Annotated in this window: 4 protein-coding genes and 2 pseudogenes; 1 reads left to right on the forward strand and 5 read right to left on the reverse strand. The window is 66.2% G+C overall.

The window, feature by feature from the left end:
* Window positions 1–31 precede the first annotated feature (31 nt).
* Both OEJ36_RS30490 and OEJ36_RS24455 read right to left on the reverse strand, forming a co-directional pair.
* Window positions 32–1,246, reverse strand: a pseudogene (locus OEJ36_RS30490) (calcium-binding protein); the annotation flags it as partial.
* 1 nt (window position 1,247) lies between these two features.
* Window positions 1,248–2,120 carry a hypothetical protein gene (locus OEJ36_RS24455; RefSeq protein WP_263403728.1) on the reverse strand — a complete coding sequence of 291 codons (873 nt, stop codon included), beginning with the start codon at window positions 2,118–2,120 and terminating at the stop codon, window positions 1,248–1,250.
* A gap of 671 nt (window positions 2,121–2,791) precedes the next feature.
* Between OEJ36_RS24455 and OEJ36_RS24460 the strand changes: the two genes are divergently transcribed.
* On the forward strand, window positions 2,792–3,028 hold the full coding sequence (locus tag OEJ36_RS24460) for a DUF1484 family protein (protein WP_263403729.1): 237 nt from the start codon (window positions 2,792–2,794) through the stop codon (window positions 3,026–3,028).
* A gap of 201 nt (window positions 3,029–3,229) precedes the next feature.
* On the opposite strand, the gene OEJ36_RS30725 is transcribed toward OEJ36_RS24460, so the two are convergent.
* From OEJ36_RS30725 to OEJ36_RS24470, 3 genes and pseudogenes are all read right to left on the reverse strand, one after another.
* Window positions 3,230–3,994, reverse strand: a complete 765-nt coding sequence (locus OEJ36_RS30725; protein WP_371320986.1) for a methyl-accepting chemotaxis protein — start codon at window positions 3,992–3,994, stop codon at window positions 3,230–3,232.
* Window positions 3,995–4,087: 93 nt separating this feature from the next.
* A pseudogene (locus OEJ36_RS30730) lies at window positions 4,088–5,122 on the reverse strand (cache domain-containing protein); the annotation flags it as partial.
* A 240-nt stretch (window positions 5,123–5,362) separates the two neighbouring features.
* The gene (locus tag OEJ36_RS24470; protein ID WP_263403731.1) at window positions 5,363–18,385 is read right to left on the reverse strand and encodes a non-ribosomal peptide synthase/polyketide synthase; all 13,023 of its coding nucleotides are present in this window, start codon (window positions 18,383–18,385) and stop codon (window positions 5,363–5,365) included.
* Window positions 18,386–18,444 lie beyond the last annotated feature (59 nt).

The following is an 18,444-nucleotide window of genomic DNA, read 5'->3' on the forward strand; positions in this document are numbered from 1 at the left end:
CTTCACCATCGACAATGTAAATATCGCGCCCCCCTCCGCCCTTGAGGGTATCCGCTCCCTTCCCCCCATCAAGATAGTCAGCATCAGCCCCTCCAACAACTAAGTCCGATCCATCCTCACCAAATAGCTTGTTCTTCCCATCGCCGCCATAAACCTGATCATTCTTATCTCCCGCCTTTACAGTATCAGCTCCATCTCCGCCATATATGACATCTTCTCCGAGCCCTCCATAGATTGTATCGTCACCACCAGCACCTCTGAGAAGCGCCCCCTCATCGTCAATAGTGAATATTAAATCTGACTCCTCGGTATTCTCATTAGCATCTCCAGCAGTGATAACCACCACACCATTCACATTAGAAACTTCCTCAGAGGAAAAGCCTAGTGATGAAACCAAGGCAGCGGCTGTAGTCCTATATCGATCACCCGGAATTAATTTTATTTCACTATCATTATCTAAAATATATTTCTTTATCTTCTCCTGCCGATGAGCAATTAACTGACCAGCAAAACCCTCAAACTCCTCCAAAGAATTACCAGCATCTATCAAGGGAGATATATCAAAATCCTGCATCAAAAGCATGAAAGCCGTGAAAGCAACACCATTATCATCTGCATAATCAGCAGAACTAAGATTAGCCACACTCGAGACCAATTGCCCATCTTGACCAAAGCATTCGTCATAGACCGCAGCCATGGCGGTCGCCATTGCTCCCTGACCTATCAAATGCGCGCCAACACTTATTGCTGCCTCTGTAAACTTAACAACATGAGTACCTACAACAACATTGTTGGCCCCCACATAATTAATCGTAATCTCGCGACCTACAATTGAATTCCAACCATCATACAAATCCTGATGATATGACTTAGCAGCAAGCTTAACTGCAGTATATCTACCCACAAATGCCGTAGAAGCAGATGAACGCGGTAACCCTCCAAAAGACATAATTGCAGAAAAATCCTGCGCTATTGGGCTGCTTTCATATTGAGCAGCACTGCTGACCCCCAGTAGATCTCTACCTATTGTAGTGAAAAAATGTATGTAATTTAGCTGGGTAGTATCGGTTTGATACATACCTATATAACCATTGCCAGCACCACCATATCCGCCATACCCGCCAGAATTTTCCATCCACCCCAAAGCGTCAAAAAAACTGATCCAATCCGTGCCTGTCACGCTATCAACCAGCGGAGACTTAACATCTATGTAATTCTCCACCGACTGCCAATTTACTGCCGCCATATTAGTTACCTCTCCGTGTAAGCTTTTTCAAGCTGCAAGTCCCATTCAAAAAATAATCACTACCATCAGTAGTTATGAAAAATGAATCCTCAACAAGGTCAACACATCCTTCGACCACATCAGCCATCCTTAAAAAATAGGCAACAGAACGATACCCCCCCTTGATGGAGTAAATGCCTAAAGATGGATAATCATCGACCCCATCATCATTCAAATCCATAACAGATGATTCTCTAAAGTCACTCTCCCAAATTTTCTCTGAATTTTCCGATAGCGACCCAACAACATCCTTGTAATGGCTCAATAGCTCTTTTTCTCCATATACATTGACTGTCCGCGGCATTTCCAAGAGAAGAGCCTTGAAACCTCCAGGGTACGCCAAACACACAACCTTAGAATAACCAGCCAGGCTTTCATCAAATTCCCAGATATTTCGATAAATCAACAGAGTGCGCCCATTTTTTTTAAAAGTGAGAGCACCATCATTTCGCTCAAAAGGTAAAAAATCCCAGAAGCGAATAAAGTCTTTCTGATCACTCGAGACCTCTATCCCACCCTGCCCTTTTCTCAAAATGGATATTTCCTCTGAGACTTCTTCCCATTTGGTCAATGGATTTTCATTACGATCAATCCCACCATAATCAATTTTTGGATAATTTCTATCCAAATAGACCATGGCCTTAACATCTCTTTTTTCTCCAGAACCGTTTACTAGTGAATACGCCGTCAAACCAATAGCTCTTTCCCGGCTTACCCACTCTACCGGGACGTTCTTTTCGCATACGGGGAATTTCTCAGCCAGTACGGCATCTTCATTTGAAAACGCAGAACCTGCCCCTCCAAGTACGAAAAAGAAGAAGACAGAAAAACTCATTCGCAGCAATTTTACGCAGCACATAAACCCCCCAAATAATCACCTAATCATGTCTAGCTTGGAGCGCAACATATGAAACAGATGAGTCGCTTTATCTCAAATCACAAGCAACACCGACATACCAGCCCAATGGAGTAACTCCGTGAAAAACTAAAGATATATAGACCCGACGCCAGAGCACATCTCAGCCATCACAAAAAATAACGAGACGGAGCACATCAACTTAATTGAGCCGATGCAGGTATTGATATTTACTGGAGACAGCGTTTGGGTAGGCATACTCATCCTTGAAGCGGAATGTTCGCCGACGATCCTGTCGGCTTCCGGGGAGATGACGTAGAAAACGCCTTTGACAGATCAGCGTCAATTGGCCCGATGAAGATTTTGTGAAGCCGTTCAGGGAACCCTAAAATTCCACAAACTCTACTTGAAAACCCCATTCCAGAGCCTTTCAAGCATGCCTGGCGCGGGGCCATTCCAGGGGACGGTCACCCCAATGACGTTTGAGTGTCGGGGAGCACGCTGCAACTTAGGAGTTTCACCATGCTCAGCTGAACGCTTAGGCGTCTGGACGATCTGCAAGACCACCTCGAACCGTTGCGCGCGCCGACAGCGCCCTGCTCCGATCCAATGATTTCGATACACGGCTCGATGAACTGCATGCCATCCGCGTGGAGCTGGCACGCCTGCCCGGTGTCGGCCACGAACTGGCTCGGGTGAGCGGCGCCCTGGAGTTGCTGCTGGGGTTGCTCCTCGACGCCGATACCCACGGGCCAGACTGCGCAAACCTGCATTGCCTGCTGTCACTGCTGGCACGGGGGCTGACCCAGGCGGAAGAGACGCTGGAACAGGTCATCTCGGGTCGCCAGGGCACACGGCTTTTTCTTCGGTATTGCAGGGGCTTTTAGATACAGAGGGCTGCGGAGCGCGACACCGCGCGTTCCGCCTCGATCAGCGAAGCGGCAGACCGGCATCCAGCCGGTCCGTCGCGTCAAGCCCTACGGGTTCAGGCAAGGGTTCTCTGGCCTGGGCCATGACCACATCGCGGCAGATGTCTATCCGCGTTGAGTCGGCATCCACTCAGGCCAGGAAAGAACGGTACCGCCCCATCAGATCCTGAACGTATCCACCAGTTGCTTGAGCCGGCTGACCTGCTGATCCAGCTCGGTACAGGCCTTCAGGCTGGCCTGCAGGTTGTGCACGCCGTCCTGGTTGAGGACGTTGATCTCGGTGATGTCCATGTTCAGGCTTTCGATCACCGAGGTCTGTTCCTCGGTGGCGGTGGCCACGGACTGGTTCATGCCGTCGATCTCGCCGATGCGGCGGGTGACGCCGCGCAGGTTTTCGCCGGCCTGGCCACCGATGCGCACGCTGTCGTCGCTGAAGTGGCGGCTTTCGCCCATGGTCGCCACGGCTTCGCGGGCGCCGGTCTGCAGCTGTTCGATCATCTGCTGGATCTCCAGGGCCGAGCTCTGGGTGCGCTGGGCCAGGTTGCGCACTTCGTCGGCCACCACGGCGAAGCCGCGTCCTGCCTCGCCGGCGCGGGCGGCTTCGATGGCGGCGTTGAGTGCCAGCAGGTTGGTCTGCTCGGAGATGCCCTTGATCACGTCGAGGATCTGGCCGATGTCGTTGCTCTTCTGGCTGAGCACTTCGATGTGGTTGCTGGACGCCTGGATCTTCTCCGACAGCTCGCCCATCGCCACCAGGGTGCGCTCGACCATGCCCTGCCCTTCCTCGGCATCGCGGCGGGCGTCGCTGGCCTGCTCCGAGGCGTCGGCGGCGTTGCGGGCGATCTCCTGGGCAGCAGCGCCCAGTTCGTTGATGGCGGCGGCCACGCTGTCGGTGCGGGCGGCCTGCTCGCTGGAGTTGGTCATGGAGGCGTTCGACGCCTGCACCACGGTGCTCACCCGCTCGTGCACTTCGCGCGTGGCGGAGGCCACTTCGCGGATCGATTTGTGGATGCGCTCGACGAAGCGGTTGAAGGCATCGGCCAGTTCGCCGAACTCGTCACGGGAGTCGATCAACAGGCGCTGGGTCAGGTCGCCCTCGCCCTCGGCGATGCCGCTCATGGCGTGGCTCATCACGTGCAGCGGGCGCAGCAGGATGCGGATCAGCCCGCCCAGCAGCAGGAGGATGGCGACCACGCCGATGATGGTGGACATCAGGGCGGAAACGCGGAACTCCTGCAGGGCGGCGAAGGCCTTGGACTCATCGACGGACAGGCCCACGTACCAGCGCACCCCGGCCAGCCCTTCCACCGGCAGGAAGGTCACGATCCGCGCCTCGCCGTTGCGGTCGTTCACGCTCTGCAGGGCGGACTCCAGGCGCGGCGCGGTGCCGGCGAACAGGTCCGGCAGCTTCTTCAGGACCAACTGCTGGTCGGGGTGGACCAGCACCGTGCCCTTGTCGTCCACCAGGAAGGCGTAGCCCATGCCGCCCAGGTCGAAGGAGTTGAGGATCTCGTCGACCGTCTTCAGCTTGAGGTCACCGCCGACGACGCCCTGCAGGGTGCCCGAGGCATTCACCGGCCGGGTGATGGTGATCAGCAGGCCGTCGCGCGGGTCGGCGGCCAGGTAGGGCTCGGTCAGGCCGGGACCGCTGGTCTGCGCCGCCTGCTTGTACCAGGGCCGCTGGCGCGGGTCGTAGCCGGCGGGCAGTTCGCTGGGCGGGAACTGGGTGTAGGTGCCGCTCGCCTGGCCGTAGTACGCATAGAGGAAGGCGGAGGCGATGCTGCGGTGCTGCAGGCTCTTGGCCAAGGCGGCCTCGCTGGCGTCGTCCTCGATGGACTCGGCCAGGTTCTCCAGCAATTGCATGCGGCCCACCAGCCAGTGCTGGATGTTGCCCGTGGAGACCTGGCCCACATCGTTGAGGTAGTTGGCAAGGTTCTGGCGGATGGCGTTCCGCTGCAGGTAGTCGTTGTACAGCGCGAAGGACGCGAAGGCAGCGATCACCACCAGGGAGGCTGCCACCATGATCTTGTGGCTGAATTTCAGGGTTCGCATGGAGGAACTCGCTCAAAAAGTGCAGATAGAGAGGTGGCCACAGGGTCCGTCGGCATCCAGTCGGCAATTGACTGGGCACGGACGCAGGGCCGTCCCCTGCTATCGGCGCTAGCACGTTCTTCTTAAGCGGTTTATCAGCCGTTTATGTGCGGGCGTTCAGGTATTTTCTGAAAATACCGTGCACCCGCCCATCCAGCCGGCACACGCGAAGCCCTCCCCGCTCCGCGTGCCCCGCCTCTGTTACAGCATCTCCAGCTTGGCCATCAGGTCTTCCAGGCGCGCGGCCTTTTCTTCGGTGACGACGCTGCCTTCCAGCGACTCGATGTAGCTCGCCAGTTCCTCCACCGTGCTGCACTCGAACATGGCCCGCAGGGGCACGTTGCGTTGCAGGGTTTTCTGCACGCGGGAGGCGATCTGGGTGGCGAGCAGGGAGTGGCCGCCGAGTTCGAAGAAGTTGTCGCGCACGCCCACCCGCTCGACCTTGAGCACCTCGGCCCAGATGCCGGCCAGGGTGGTTTCCAGTTCGCTGCGCGGGGCCAGGTAGTCCTGGGCCTGCAGCGGGCCGAATTCCAGGGGAGGCAGGGCCTTGCGGTCGAGCTTGCCGTTGGCGTTCAGCGGCAGGCGATCGAGCAGCAGCCAGTGCAGCGGCACCATGTAGTCCGGCAGGTCGCTGCGCAGCTGCTGCTTGATGACTTCGAACCAGGCGCCCTCTTCCGCCAGGCGGCTGGCCGGCGAGCTGGCGCTGGCGAAACGCTCGGCCTCGCGCGGCACCAGGTAGCCCACCAGGTATTTGCCGGTGGGGCCTTCCTGCACGCTGACGGCGGCGTCGCGCACGTCGGGGCGCTCGAACAGGCGGGCTTCGATCTCGCCCAGCTCGATGCGGTAGCCGCGGATCTTCACCTGGTGGTCGACGCGGCCGACGTATTCCAGCACGCCGTCGGCGCGGCGGCGGGCCAGGTCGCCGGTGCGGTAGAGGCGTTCGCCCGGCGCGCCGAAGGGATTGGGCACGAAGGCCTGGGCGGTGCGCAGCGGGTCGCCGACGTAGCCACGGCCGACGCCGGTGCCGGCGACGCAGAGTTCGCCCACGGCGCCCAGGGGTGCCAGTTCGAAGGCGTCGTCCAGCAGGTACAGGCGGTTGTTGTCGGTGGGGCTGCCGATGGGCAGGTAGGTGCCTGCGGTGGAGGCCGCGTCGACGCGGAAGAAGGCCACGTCGTCCGAGCACTCGGCCGGGCCGTAGGCGTTGACCAGTCCCACCTGCGGGTAGCGCTCCAGCCACTGGCGCGCCAGCTCCGGCGGCATGGCTTCACCGGTGGGCAGCATCCAGCGCAGGGCGCCGAGTACGGCACGGTCCTCGGCGAGCATGCCCTGGATCAGCGAGGGCACGCTTTCCAGCACCGTGATGCCGCGCTCACGCACATGGGCCAGCAACGCCTGCGGGTCGTGGGCGATGGCGTTGGGGACGATCTCGGTACAGGCGCCGAACAGCGGTGCGGCGAGGAACTGCCAGACCGAGATATCGAAGCTCTGCGAGGCGGTCTGGGCGATCACGTCCGCCTCGGTGAGATCCAGGTACGGCACCTTGCTCAGCTGGTTGTTGAGCATGCCGGCCTGCTCGACCATCACGCCCTTGGGCAGGCCGGTGGAGCCGGAGGTGTAGATGACGTAGGCGAGGTTGGCCGGGCCGCTGTGGATGCCCAGGTCCTGTTCCGGCCAGGCACCCTGCAGCACGTCCTCCCACACCAGCAGGCGTGGACGGTGGCCACTGCCGAGCTCTTCCAGCAACACCATCACCTGGTCGCGGCAGGCACGGGTGGCCACCAGCGCCGGGGCACGGCTGAGCTCGAGGATGCGCGTCAGGCGCGGAGTGGGCAGTGCCGGGTCCAGCGGCAGGTAGCCGGCACCGGCCTTGAAGGTGCCGACCATCATGCCCAGCAGGTCGAGCCCCCGTTCACCCAGCAGCGCCACCGGCTGGTCGAGGCCGACGCCGGCGGTGCCCAGGGCGTGGCCCAGGCGGTTGGCGTGGCGGTTCAGCTCGGCGTAGCTCCACTGGCGGTCGAGGCAGCGGGCGGCGATGCGCTCTGGGTGGGCGGCGACGCGGGCCTCGAACAGGCGCACGTAGCCCTGCTCCAACGGGTAATCGCGGGCGCTGTGGTTGACGCCGTTGAGCAGCAGCTCGCGCTCGGCCTCGCCCAGCAACGGCAGCTCGCTCATGTCGCCTTCGATGCGTTCGCCGAGGGCCAGCAGCAGGCGCTTGAACTCGCCCAGCAGGCGGTCGATGGTCGCTTCCTCGAAATAGCGCTGGTCGTAGGACAGGTGCAGGCCCAGGTCATCGCCCGGGTAGCAGACCACGGTGAGCGGGAAGTTGGTGTGGGTGCGGCCGGAATCCGAGCTGGCGGAGAGGCTCTGCGCACGGTCCAGCACCGCGACTTCCACCGGCGCGTTCTCGAACACGAAGAGGCTGTCGAACAGCGGCTGGCCCTTGGGCAGCTCGCTGCATTCCTGGATGGCCACCAGCGGCAGGTATTCGTGCTCGCGCAGTTCCAGGTTGCTGGCCAGCAGCCCCTGCAGCCAGTCGCGCACGCTCAGGCGCTGGCCCGGCGCGGGCAGCTTCACCCGCAGGGCGATGCTGTTGATGAACAGGCCGACGGTGCGCTGCATCTCCGGCAGGCCCACCGGGCGCCCGGCCACGGTGACGCCGAACACCAGGTCGCGCTCGCCGCTGTAGCGCGCCAGCACCAGGGCCCAGGCGGCCTGGGCCAGGGTGTTGATGGTGAGCTGGTGACGCTGCGCCAGTTCCCGCAGCCGCGCGCCGTCGGCTGCGTCCAGGCGGGTGATGCGGTCGCCCACCTGCATGCCGCCGCTGTCGTTGGCGTGCTCGCGGAGGATCGGCCGGTCGCTCGGCAGGTGCGTGGTGCGTTCGAAGCCGGCCAGGTTGCCCTGCCACCAGGCGCGGGACTGGCCCAGATCCTGGCGCTGCAGCCAGCCGATGTAGTCGCGGTAGCGCGGCGCCAGCGGCAGTTGCGGCTCACGGCCCTCGCCCAGGGCGGCGTAGACCTCGAAGAAGTCGCTCATCAGCAGGCCACGGCACCAGGCGTCGATGAGGATGTGGTGGTTGCTCATCATGAACCAGTAGCGCGCCTCACCCAGGCGGATCAGGCGCAGGTGGAAGGGCGGCTGGTGCAGCAGGTCGAAGCCGGCCTCGCGCTCCGTACGGTGCAGCGCCTGCAGGCGCTCCTCATGGCCCTCTTCGGGGAGGTTGCTCCAGTCCAGCAGGTCCACCTCGGTGGCGCCGGGTTTGTGGATCACCTGCAGCATGGTTTCGCCGGCGTTCCACACGAAGGACGCGCGCAGCGCTTCGTGCCTCGCCACCACGGCGCGCCAGGCGCGGGTGAAGCGCTCGACGTCCAGGGCACTGTTGATGCGGTAGCGGTCCTGCATGTAGTAGATGCCGGTGCCCGGCTCCAGTAGGGTGTGCAGCAGCAGCCCTTCCTGCATCGGCGTCAGCGGGTAGATGTCGTCGATGGCGGCGGCCGGCACCGGCAGTTGGTCGATCTGCTCCTGGCTCAGGTTCGCCAGGGGGAAGTCCGATGGAGTCGGGCCACCGGCGCCCTCCTCCAGGCAATGGGCGATGAGCGCCTGCAGCTCGGCGATGAAGGCCTCACCCAGGCCCTGCACCGTGGCACGGTCGTAGCGCGCCTGGCTGTAGGTCCAGTTGAGCAGCAGTTCGCCGCCGAACACCTGGCCGTCCACGCTCAGCCAGTTGGGCAGCGTGGCGTCGGCGTCGTGGGCCGGGCCGGCGCTTTCCTCCAGCGGGCGCAGCAGCGCGCCCTCGGCGAAGCTGCCATCGAACTGGCCCAGGTAGTTGAAGGTGATGCGCGCCGGTGGCAGCGCAGCCATGGCGGCACGGGCGGCCGGGTCGGCCAAGTAGCGCAGCACGCCGAAGCCGAGGCCTTTGTGGGGCACCTGGCGCAGCTGCTCCTTGATCGCCTTGATGGAGGCACCGAGCCCGTCGGCGGGCGCCAGGCGCAGCGCATAGGCACTGGTGAACCAGCCGACGGTGCGGCTGAGGTCGATGTCGTCGAACAGCGGTTCGCGGCCATGGCCTTCCAGTTGCACGAGCACCGAATCACGCGAATCCCAGCGGCACAGCACACGGGCCAGGGCGGTGAGCAGCAGGTCGTCGACGCGGGTGCGGTAGGCGGCGGGCGCCTGTTGCAGCAGTTGGCGGGTGCGCTCGGCATCCAGGCGCAGGGTGATGCGCTGGGCATCGCGCTCCAGGTCCTGTTCAGCGTTGCGGTCGCAGGGCAGCGTCGCGTCCTGGCCGCCGAGCTGCGCCTGCCACCAGCCCAGTTCCTCGCGCAGGGGTTCGCTGCCGGCATAGGCCGCGAGGCGTTCGCCCCAGTGTTTGAAGGCACTGGTACGCGCCGGGAGCACCAGGGCTTGCCCGGCCTGCAGTTGGCGATAGGCGGTTTGCAGGTCTTCCAGCAGCACGCGCCAGGAGACGCCGTCCACCACCAGGTGGTGGATGGCCAGCAGCAGTTTCTGGCGCCCGTCCGGGCCTTCCAGCAGCAGGGCACGCAGCAGCGGGCCCTGAGCCAGGTCGAGGCTGCGCTGGGCATCGGCCAGCAGGGTTTCCGCCTCGGCGAAATCGTCCACCTGTGCCTGCCACAGCAGGCCGTCGGCCTCGCTGGCGGGGGCGCGGTGCTCGGCGTGCCAGGTGTCGCCGTCACGGCTGAAGGACAGGCGCAGGGCGTCGTGGTGTTCCACCAGGCACTGCAGGGCTTGCTCCAGATGCCCCGCCTCCAGGCGCTCGCCGGCTTCCAGCAGCAGCGACTGGTTCCAGTGGGCGACGTTCTCCGGCGCCTGCTGGAAGAACCAGTGCTGGATGGGCGTCAGCGGCATGCTGCCGGTCACCGGGCCCTGATCCACCTGCGTCAGCGCCTCGCGGCGGGCGACGGCGGCCAGGGTCTGCACCGTCTGGTGCTGGAACAGGTCGCGCGGGCTGAAGTGGATGCCCTGCTGGCGGGCACGGCTGACCACCTGGATCGAGAGGATGGAATCTCCGCCCAGCTCGAAGAAGTTGTCGGCGAGCCCGACCTGCTCGACGTTGAGCACCTCGCGCCAGATGGCGGCCAGGCTTTGCTCCAGCTCGCTGGTCGGTGCCAGGTACTGCTGGCGGTTGTGCTCCGGGTCCGGTGCGGGCAGCGCGCGGCGGTCGAGCTTGCCGTTGGGGGTCAGCGGCAGGCTGGCGAGCAGCACCAGGTGCGCGGGCACCATGTGCTCCGGCAACTGGGTGCGCAGGTGCGCCTTGAGGGTTTCGCGCAGCGCCTGTTGCGCATCGGCGCCCCCTTCTGCGGCGGCACAGGCCACGTAGCCGGCCAGTTGCTTGCCGCTCGGGCTGTCCAGGGCCAGCACCACGGTTTCGCGCACTGCCGGGTGTTCCAGCAGGCGTGCTTCGATCTCGCCCAGCTCGATGCGGAAGCCGCGCACCTTCACCTGTTGGTCGATGCGGCCGAGGTATTCCAGCTGGCCATCGTCGCGCTGGCGCACCAGGTCGCCGGTGCGATAGAGGCGCCCGCCGTCGGTGGCGAAGGGGTTGGGCACGAAGCGCTCGGCGGTGAGGCCCGGGCGCTGGTGGTAGCCACGGGCGAGCCCGGCGCCGCCGACATAGAGTTCGCCGATGGCGCCGGGTGGCACCAGGGCCAGGTCGGCGTCGAGGATGCAGGCCACCCGCGCACCGACCATGCGGCCGATGGGCACGCTGGCGGCGCCCTCCTCCAGCTGCGCCGGGGCCAGGGCGGCCAGGGGCATGACCACCGTCTCGGTGGGGCCGTAGGCGTTGAAGAAGGCCTGGGGCGCGAAGCCCGCGCGGATGCGCTGCAGGTGCTCGGCGGTCAGCGCCTCGCCTCCGGTGATCACCAGGCGCACCGGCAGGGTCTCGCCCCGCGCGCCGAGCCACTGGGCCAGCTGGCTGCCGTAGCTGGGGGTGAAGCCTAGGATGGTCACGCCCTGCTCGCGGATCAGTTGGCAGATGTCCTCGGCGCCCCATTGGCCCTGGGCCCGCAGCACCAGGCGCGCGCCACACAGCAGCGGCGTCAGCAGGCGTTCGCTGGCGGCGTCGAAGTTGATGGAATAGAAGTGCAGCTCGCAGTCGTCGGCGCGCATGCCGAAGCGACGGATCACCGCCTGGCAGTGCATGGCGATCTCGCCGTGGCTGACGGCCACGCCCTTGGGCTTGCCGGTGGAGCCGGAGGTGTAGATGAGGTACGCCTGGTGTTGCGGCAGCGCGAGGTCGACCGGTGCGTGGGCGGGGTAGCCGGCCAGCGCGGCCTCGTCCTCCTCCAGGCACCAGCGGCCGACGCCGGCCGGCAGTTCACCGAGGGTGTCGAACAGCGCAGCCTGGCCCAGCAGCAGGACGATGCCACTGTCTTCGATCATGTAGTGCAGGCGTTCGGTGGGGTATTCCGGGTCCAGCGGCACGTAGGCGCCGCCGGCCTTGAGGATGGCCAGCAGGCCGACCACCATCGCCGCCGAACGCTCCAGGGCCAGGCCGACGCGCATCTCGGGGCCGACGCCGCGCTCGCGCAGCAGGTGGGCCAGGCGGTTGGCGCGGGCGTCCAGGGTGGCGTAGTCGAGGGTTTCGCCGGCGAAGGTCAGCGCCGGCGCCGTGGGCGTACGCGCGGCCTGCTCGGCGAAGAGATGATGGATGCTGCCGTCGAGGCGGTGCTCGCCGGGCTCTTCGCCCAGGCTGGCGAGCTGCGCCAGGCGCTCGTCGTCACTCAGCAGCGGCAGCTCGGCGAGGCGCTGTTCGGGGTCGCCCAGCAACGCTTCCAGCAGGTTGCACAGGTGGGTGGCCATGCGCGCGATGCGCGGCTCGTCGAACAGGTCGGAGCTGTAGGTGAAGCAGCAGCCGAGGCGATGGTCGAGGTCGGTGACCTCCAGGTTCAAGTCGAACTTGGTGGCGCGGGCGTCGTTGGCGATGTACTCCACCGTCATCCCGGCCAGCTCGCGGGTTTGCTGGAACTCCCAGCGCTGCACGTTGCACATCACCTGGAACAGCGGGTTGTAGGCGCTGCTGCGCGGCGGCTGCAAGGCTTCGACGAGCTGGTCGAAAGGCAGGTCCTGGTGCGACTGGCCTTCGATCACGGTGTGGCGCACCTGCTCCAGCAGCGCGGCGACGCTCATCTGCCCGTCGAGCTGGCAACGCAGCACCTGGGTGTTGAGGAAGGCGCCGATCAGCCCTTCGCTTTCCGGGCGGATGCGGTTGGCCACCGGCGCGCCGATGCGCAGGTCCTGCTGGCCGCTGTAGCGGTGCAGCAACGCGGCCAGGGTGGCGGTCATGGTCATGAACAGGGTCAGGCCGTTATCTGCATTGAAAGCACGCACACGCTCGGCCAGTGCAGCCGGCAGGTCGAAGCGGTACAGCTCGCCGCGGTGGCTCTGGGCCGGCGGGCGTGGGCGATCCGAGGGCAACTCCAGCAGCGGGTGCTCGTGGCCCAGCTGGGCCGTCCAGTAGTCCAGCTGGCGCTGGCGTTCGCCGGCCTCCAGCCACTGGCGCTGCCAGGCGCTGTAGTCGAGGTACTGCACCGGCAACGGCGCCAGGGGCGATTCGCGGTCATCGAGGAAGGCTTCGTAGAGCGCGCCCAGCTCGCGGGCGAAGATGTCCATCGCCCAGCCTTCGGTGACGATGTGGTGCAGGGTCACCACCAGGTGGTGCTCGCGCTCGCCGCCCTTGACCATCACCACCCGCAGCAGCGGGCCGGTCTCCAGGTCGAACGGGCGGTGGGCCTCGTCATCGGCCAGGGCCTGCAGGCGGGCCTGGCGGGTGTCGGCATCGAGGGCGGAGAAATCCTCCCAGCCCATCACCAGGGACGATTGCTCGGCCACCTGCTGGCGGGCCACGCCGTTCTCGCTGGGGAAGGTGGTGCGCAGGGTTTCGTGGCGCTGTACCAGGGCCTGCAACGCGGCTTCGAAGCGGGCTACATCCAGCGGGCCGCTGAGGCGCGCCAGCCCGCCGACGTTGTAGGCGGGGCTGTCCGGCTCCAGCTGCCAGAGGAACCACATGCGCTGCTGGGAGTAGGACAGCGGCACCGGGCGGCTGCGGTCGATATGGGCGATCACGCCCTGGCTGTCCACCTGGCCGCTGGCCTGGATGCGCGCCACCTCGGTGCAGAAGCCTTCCAGGGTGCTGGCTTCGAACAGCGCGCGCAGCGGCAGCTCGACGTCGCAGGCCTGGCGGGTGCGGGAAACGATCTGGGTGGCCAGCAGCGAGTGGCCGCCGAGGGCGAAGAAGTCGTCGTCCAGGCCCAGGCGCTGGATGCCCAGCACCTCGCGCCAGATGGCGGCGACCCGTTGCTCCAGTGCGCTGGCGGGTTCGCGGTGCTCGGCCTGCTGCCAGGCCGGCTCGGGCAGCGCGCGGCGGTCCAGCTTGCCGCTGGGGCCGACGGGCAGGCTTTCCAGGCGCATCAGTTGCGCCGGCACCATGTAGTCCGGCAGCTCGTCGCGCAGAGACTGCAGCAGGCGTTCGGTCTGCTGCGCTTCATCTTCAGCAGCGCCATTGGCGCAGTAGTAACCCACCAGGCGCGGGCCGCCGGGGCCGTCGCGCAATACCACCACCGCCTGGCCGACACCGGGTTGGGCCAGCAGGCGGGCGCGGATCTCCTCGGGTTCGACGCGGAAGCCGCGCAGCTTCACCTGGCTGTCGAGGCGGCCAAGGTACTCCAGGGCGCCATCGGTGCCCCAGCGAGCACGGTCACCGGTGCGGTACAGACGTGCGCCCGGCTCGCCGAAGGGGTCGGGCACGAAGCGTTCCGCGGTCAGCGCCGCGCGGCCCAGGTAGCCCCGGGCGAGGCCCGCGCCACCGATGCACAGCTCGCCCGGCACGCCGACCGGCAATGCCGAGAGTTCGGCATCCAGTACGTGGCAGAGGACATTACCCAGGGGCTGGCCGATGGGCGAGCGCTCGCCGTCTTCGACCCGGCATTGCCAGTGGGTGACGTTGATGGCGGTTTCGGTGGGGCCGTAGCGGTTGTCCAGGCGTACCGCCGGCAGGCGCTGCAGCACCCGGTCGCGCAGGGCCGCGGGCAGCGCTTCGCCACCGGAGAACAGGCGACGCAGGGAGGTGCACTCGCTGACTCCCTCCTCTTCGATGAACAGCTGCAGCAGCGGCGGCACGAAGTGCAGCGTGGTCACGCCGTGCTCGCGCACCAGTTGCACCAGGCGGCGCGGGTCACGGTGCTCGCCGGGCGCGGCCAGTACCAGGCGTGCCTCGGTGATCAGCGGCCAGAAGCATTCCCAGACGGAAACGTCGAAGCTTACTGGCGCCTTTTGCAGCAGCACGTCGCTGGCGTCCAGGCGGTAGTGCGCCTGCATCCAGGCCAGGCGTTCGGCCAGGGCGGCGTGGGTGTTGCCGACGCCCTTGGGCTGGCCGGTGGAACCGGAGGTGTAGATGACATAGGCGAGGTTGTCGCCGTGCACGCCGGAGGTCGGCGCGCGCTCGGGCCAGCCGCCCTCCTCGCGATCCAGGGCGATGGCGCTGACGCCATCGTGGATGGGCAGGCGCTCCACCAGGTGCGATTGGGTCAGCAGCAGGCGCGCGCCGCAGTCCTGCAGCATGTAGGCGATGCGGTCGCGGGGGTAGTCGACGTCCAGCGGCACGTAGGCGCCGCCGGCCTTGATGATGGCCAGCAGGCCGACCAGCAGTTCGGGCGAGCGCTCGGCGGCGATGGCCACCGGCACGTCGGGGCCGACGCCGAGGGCTTGCAGGCGGTGGGCCAGGCGGTTGGCGCGACGGTGCAGCGTGGCGCTGTCCAGTTGCCCCTTGGCCCACTGCAGCACGACACGTTGCGGGGCGGTGGCAGCTTGCTGCTCCAGCAGGTCCGGCAACCAGCGCGTGGCTGCAGGCTGGGGTGCGCGCGCCCAGCCGGCCAGTTGGCTGCGCTCGGCGTCGTCCAGCAACTGGATATCACCCAGGGCCTGCGACGGTTGCTCGGCAATCTGGCGCAGCAGGCTGACGAAGCGCTCGGCCAGGCGACGCACGCTGCCGGCGTCGAACAGCTCGGCGGCGTAGTCGAAGGCCAGGGTCAGGCGGCCACGGGCATCTTCCTCGCTGTGCAACTGCAGGTCGAACTTGGCCTCGCGGCTGTGCCAGGGCAGCTCGTCGGCGAGCAGGCCGGGCAGGCGACGCAGCGCCGAGAGGTCACGCTGCTGGTGGTTGAACATGACCTGGAATGGCTCGGCGCCGAGGGCGTCCACCAGGCGATCGAAGGGCAGGTCCTGGTGCGCCTGGGCGCCGAGGGCGGCCTCGCGGGCCTCGGCCAGCAGTGCACTGAAGGTGCGGCGGCCATCGAGCTGGCCACGCAGCACCAGGGTGTTGATGAAGAAGCCCACCAGGCCCTGGGTTTCCAGGCGCTGGCGGTTGGCGCCGGGCACGCCGATGCGGATGTCCGCCTGCCCGCTGAGGCGGAACAGCAGGCCCTGGAAGGCCGCCAGCAGCACCATGAAGAGGGTGGAATGCTCGGCCTGGGCCAGCCCACGCAGGGCCTTGGCCAGGTCGTCGTCCAGGCGCAGGCTGTGGCGCGCAGCGGCGTGGCTGCGCTGAGCGCCGCGCGGGCGATCGGTGGCCAGTTGCAGGGCCGGGGCCTCGTCGCCCAGTTGCTCGCGCCACCAGGCCAGCTGGCGCTCGGCCTCGCCGTCGGCCAGCCACTGGCGCTGCCATGCGGCGAAGTCGGCGTAGCCCAGGGGCAGTGGCACCAGGTCCGCTGCGGGGCCACCGCAGGCGGCGCCGTAGAGGCGGGAGAATTCGTCCAGCAGCAGGTTCAGCGACCAGCCGTCAGCGACTATGTGGTGCAGGGTCAGCCACAGCTGGTGCTGTTCATCGTCCAGGCGCACCAGGGTCAGGCGCAGCAGCGGCCCCTGCTCCAGGTCGAAGGGCACCTGGGCTTCCTCTTCACGCAGCTGGGCGACACGGGCATCGCGTTCGGCGCCGTCGAGGTGGCTGAGGTCGATGCGCGACAGGCTCAGCTCCAGGGACGGCAGGATGCGTTGCAGGGCGACGTCGTCCCGTTCGAGGAAGCGCGTGCGCAGCGCTTCATGGCGCTGCACCAGTTGCTGGAAGCTACGCAGCACGGCGCCTTCGTCCAGCTCGCCACGCAGGCGCAGGCCGCCGGGGATGTTGTAGGCAGCGCCTTGCGGGTCCAGCTGCCAGAGGAACCAGAGGCGGTTCTGCGCGGGGGATTGCGGCAGGTCCTGGTTGCGCGGCAGGCGCGGGATGGCGCCCTGGCGCGGTGCACCGGCGGCCTGCTGGGCCTGCACGGCAGCGGTGAATTCGGCCAGGGAGCGGGCTTCGAAGAGCTGGCGCAGTTCCAGCTCCAGACCCAGCTCGTCACGCAGGCGCGCCATCACCTGGGCGGCGCCGATGGAGTTGCCGCCGAGCAGGAAGAAGCTGTCGTCGGCATTCACTGCCGGCACCTGCAACTGCTCGGCCCAGAGCGCGGCGATGCGCTGTTGCAGCTCGCCGGCGGCTTCGGCCGGGGCGGTGGATGCAGCGCTGGAGTCGATGGCGGGGAAGCAGGCGTAGGCGTCTAGGCTGCCGTCTTCCAGGCCACTGCGGCAGGCGGAGCGTTGCAGCTTGCCGCTGGAGGTCTTGGGTAGCGCACCGGGGTTGAGCAGCACCACCACGCGCGGCGCCTCCTGGCAAGCTTCCGCCACGGCCTGGCGGATCATACGGATCAGGGTTTCCGGCGCGTGGGCCTTCTGCACGCTGCGGCCGATCTCCACGGCGATGCCGATGCCCTCCTCGCCGTCCTGTTCGACGGCGAAGGCGGCGACGCGGCCCTTGCGCACCAGCTCCACCTCGGTCTCGACGGTGCGCTCGATGTCCTGCGGGTAGAGGTTGTGGCCACGGACGATGAGCATGTCCTTGAGGCGGCCGCTGACGAACAGCTCGCCGTCGCGCTTGAAGCCCAGGTCGCCGGTGCGCAGCCAGCTGGTGCCGTCGCGGTCGACGAAGGCCTTGGCGGTGGCTTCCGGGTTGCGCCAGTAGCCGTGGGCGATGCTCGGCCCGCTGGCCCAGATCTCGCCCACCTGGTTCTCGCCGAGGGCGGCGCCGGTGGCCGGCTCGACGATCATCACGGCGTGCTCGGGCTGGCCGAAGCCGCAGCTCAGCAGCAGGCTGTCGGCGCCTGGTTCGATGCGGTTCTGCGCCAGCGCGGCGCCGTCCACGCCAAGGGCGGGAATGCCCTGGCCGCGCACACCGCCGGTAACGAACAGGGTGGCCTCGGCCAGGCCGTAGCAGGCGAGGAAGCTGGCGGCGTCGAAGCCGCAGGCGGCGAACTTGCCGGCGAAGCGTTCGAGGCTGTCCTGGCGGATCGGCTCGGAGCCGGAGAAGGCCACGCGCCAGCCGCTGAGGTCGAGGCGCGCCAGGGCCGCCGCGCTGACCCGCTCGCAGCACAGGCGGTAGGCGAAGTCGGGGCCGCCGCTGACGGTACCGCCGTATTGGGCGATGGCTTCCAGCCAGCGCACCGGGCGTTCGAGGAAGTAGCGCGGCGACATGAGCACGCAGGGCACGCCGCTGAAGATGGGTTGCAGCAGGCCGCCGATCAGGCCCATGTCGTGGTAGAGCGGCAGCCAGCTGACGATGACGTCGTCGGCACCGATGCCGAAGCCGCGGCGGATCAGCAGTTCGTTGGCCACCAGGTTGCCGTGGCTCACCTGCACGCCCTTGGGCAGCGAGGTGGAGCCGGAGGTGTATTGCAGGAAGGCGATGTCGTCGGCGGCCAGCACCGGTTCGCGCCAGGCAGCAGCCAGCTCGGGTTGCAGGCCGTCGACACAGAGCAGCGCCGGGCCGGCGGCGCCGAGCTCCTGGTTCATCTGCTGCAGGGGTTCGCGCAGGGCGGCGCTGGTCAGCACCAGGGCCGGCTCGGCGTCGTCGATGATCGACAGCAGGCGCAGCTGGTGATGGCGGCGTGCGGACTCCGGCGGGTAGGCCGGCACGGCGATGACGCCGGCGTAGAGGCAGCCGAAGAACGCCGCGACGTAATCCGGGCCGCTGTCGAACAGCAGCACCGCGCGGTCGCCGAACTCCGCTTCCGCCTGCAGGGCGGCGGCAATCACGCGGGCACGCTGGTCCAGCTCCCGGTAGCTGATGACCACGCCGTCGCCTTCGTCCTCGAGAAAACGCAGGGCGATGCGTTCCGGCTGCTCGGCAGCGCGGCGCTGCAGGGCCTGGACCAGGGTGCTGGGGAGTTCGAAGGCGTCCATCATGTTGTCGTCCTGCCTGATGCGGCTTGAATTCGGGGTTCGTTGAAACGAAGGGGCGCGCC

Origin of the sequence: Pseudomonas sp. PDM13, assembly GCF_025685765.1 — a bacterium.
GTDB classification, from domain to species: Bacteria; Pseudomonadota; Gammaproteobacteria; order Pseudomonadales; family Pseudomonadaceae; genus Metapseudomonas; species Metapseudomonas solani.

Bases quoted from the DNA above. Each gene is read 5' to 3' on its own strand.
- OEJ36_RS24455 (WP_263403728.1), bottom strand. From the start codon at position 2,120: ATGAGTTTTTCTGTCTTCTTCTTTTTCGTACTTGGAGGGGCAGGTTCT.
- OEJ36_RS30725 (WP_371320986.1), bottom strand. From the start codon at position 3,994: ATGACCAACTCCAGCGAGCAGGCCGCCCGCACCGACAGCGTGGCCGCC.
- OEJ36_RS24470 (WP_263403731.1), bottom strand. From the start codon at position 18,385: ATGATGGACGCCTTCGAACTCCCCAGCACCCTGGTCCAGGCCCTGCAG.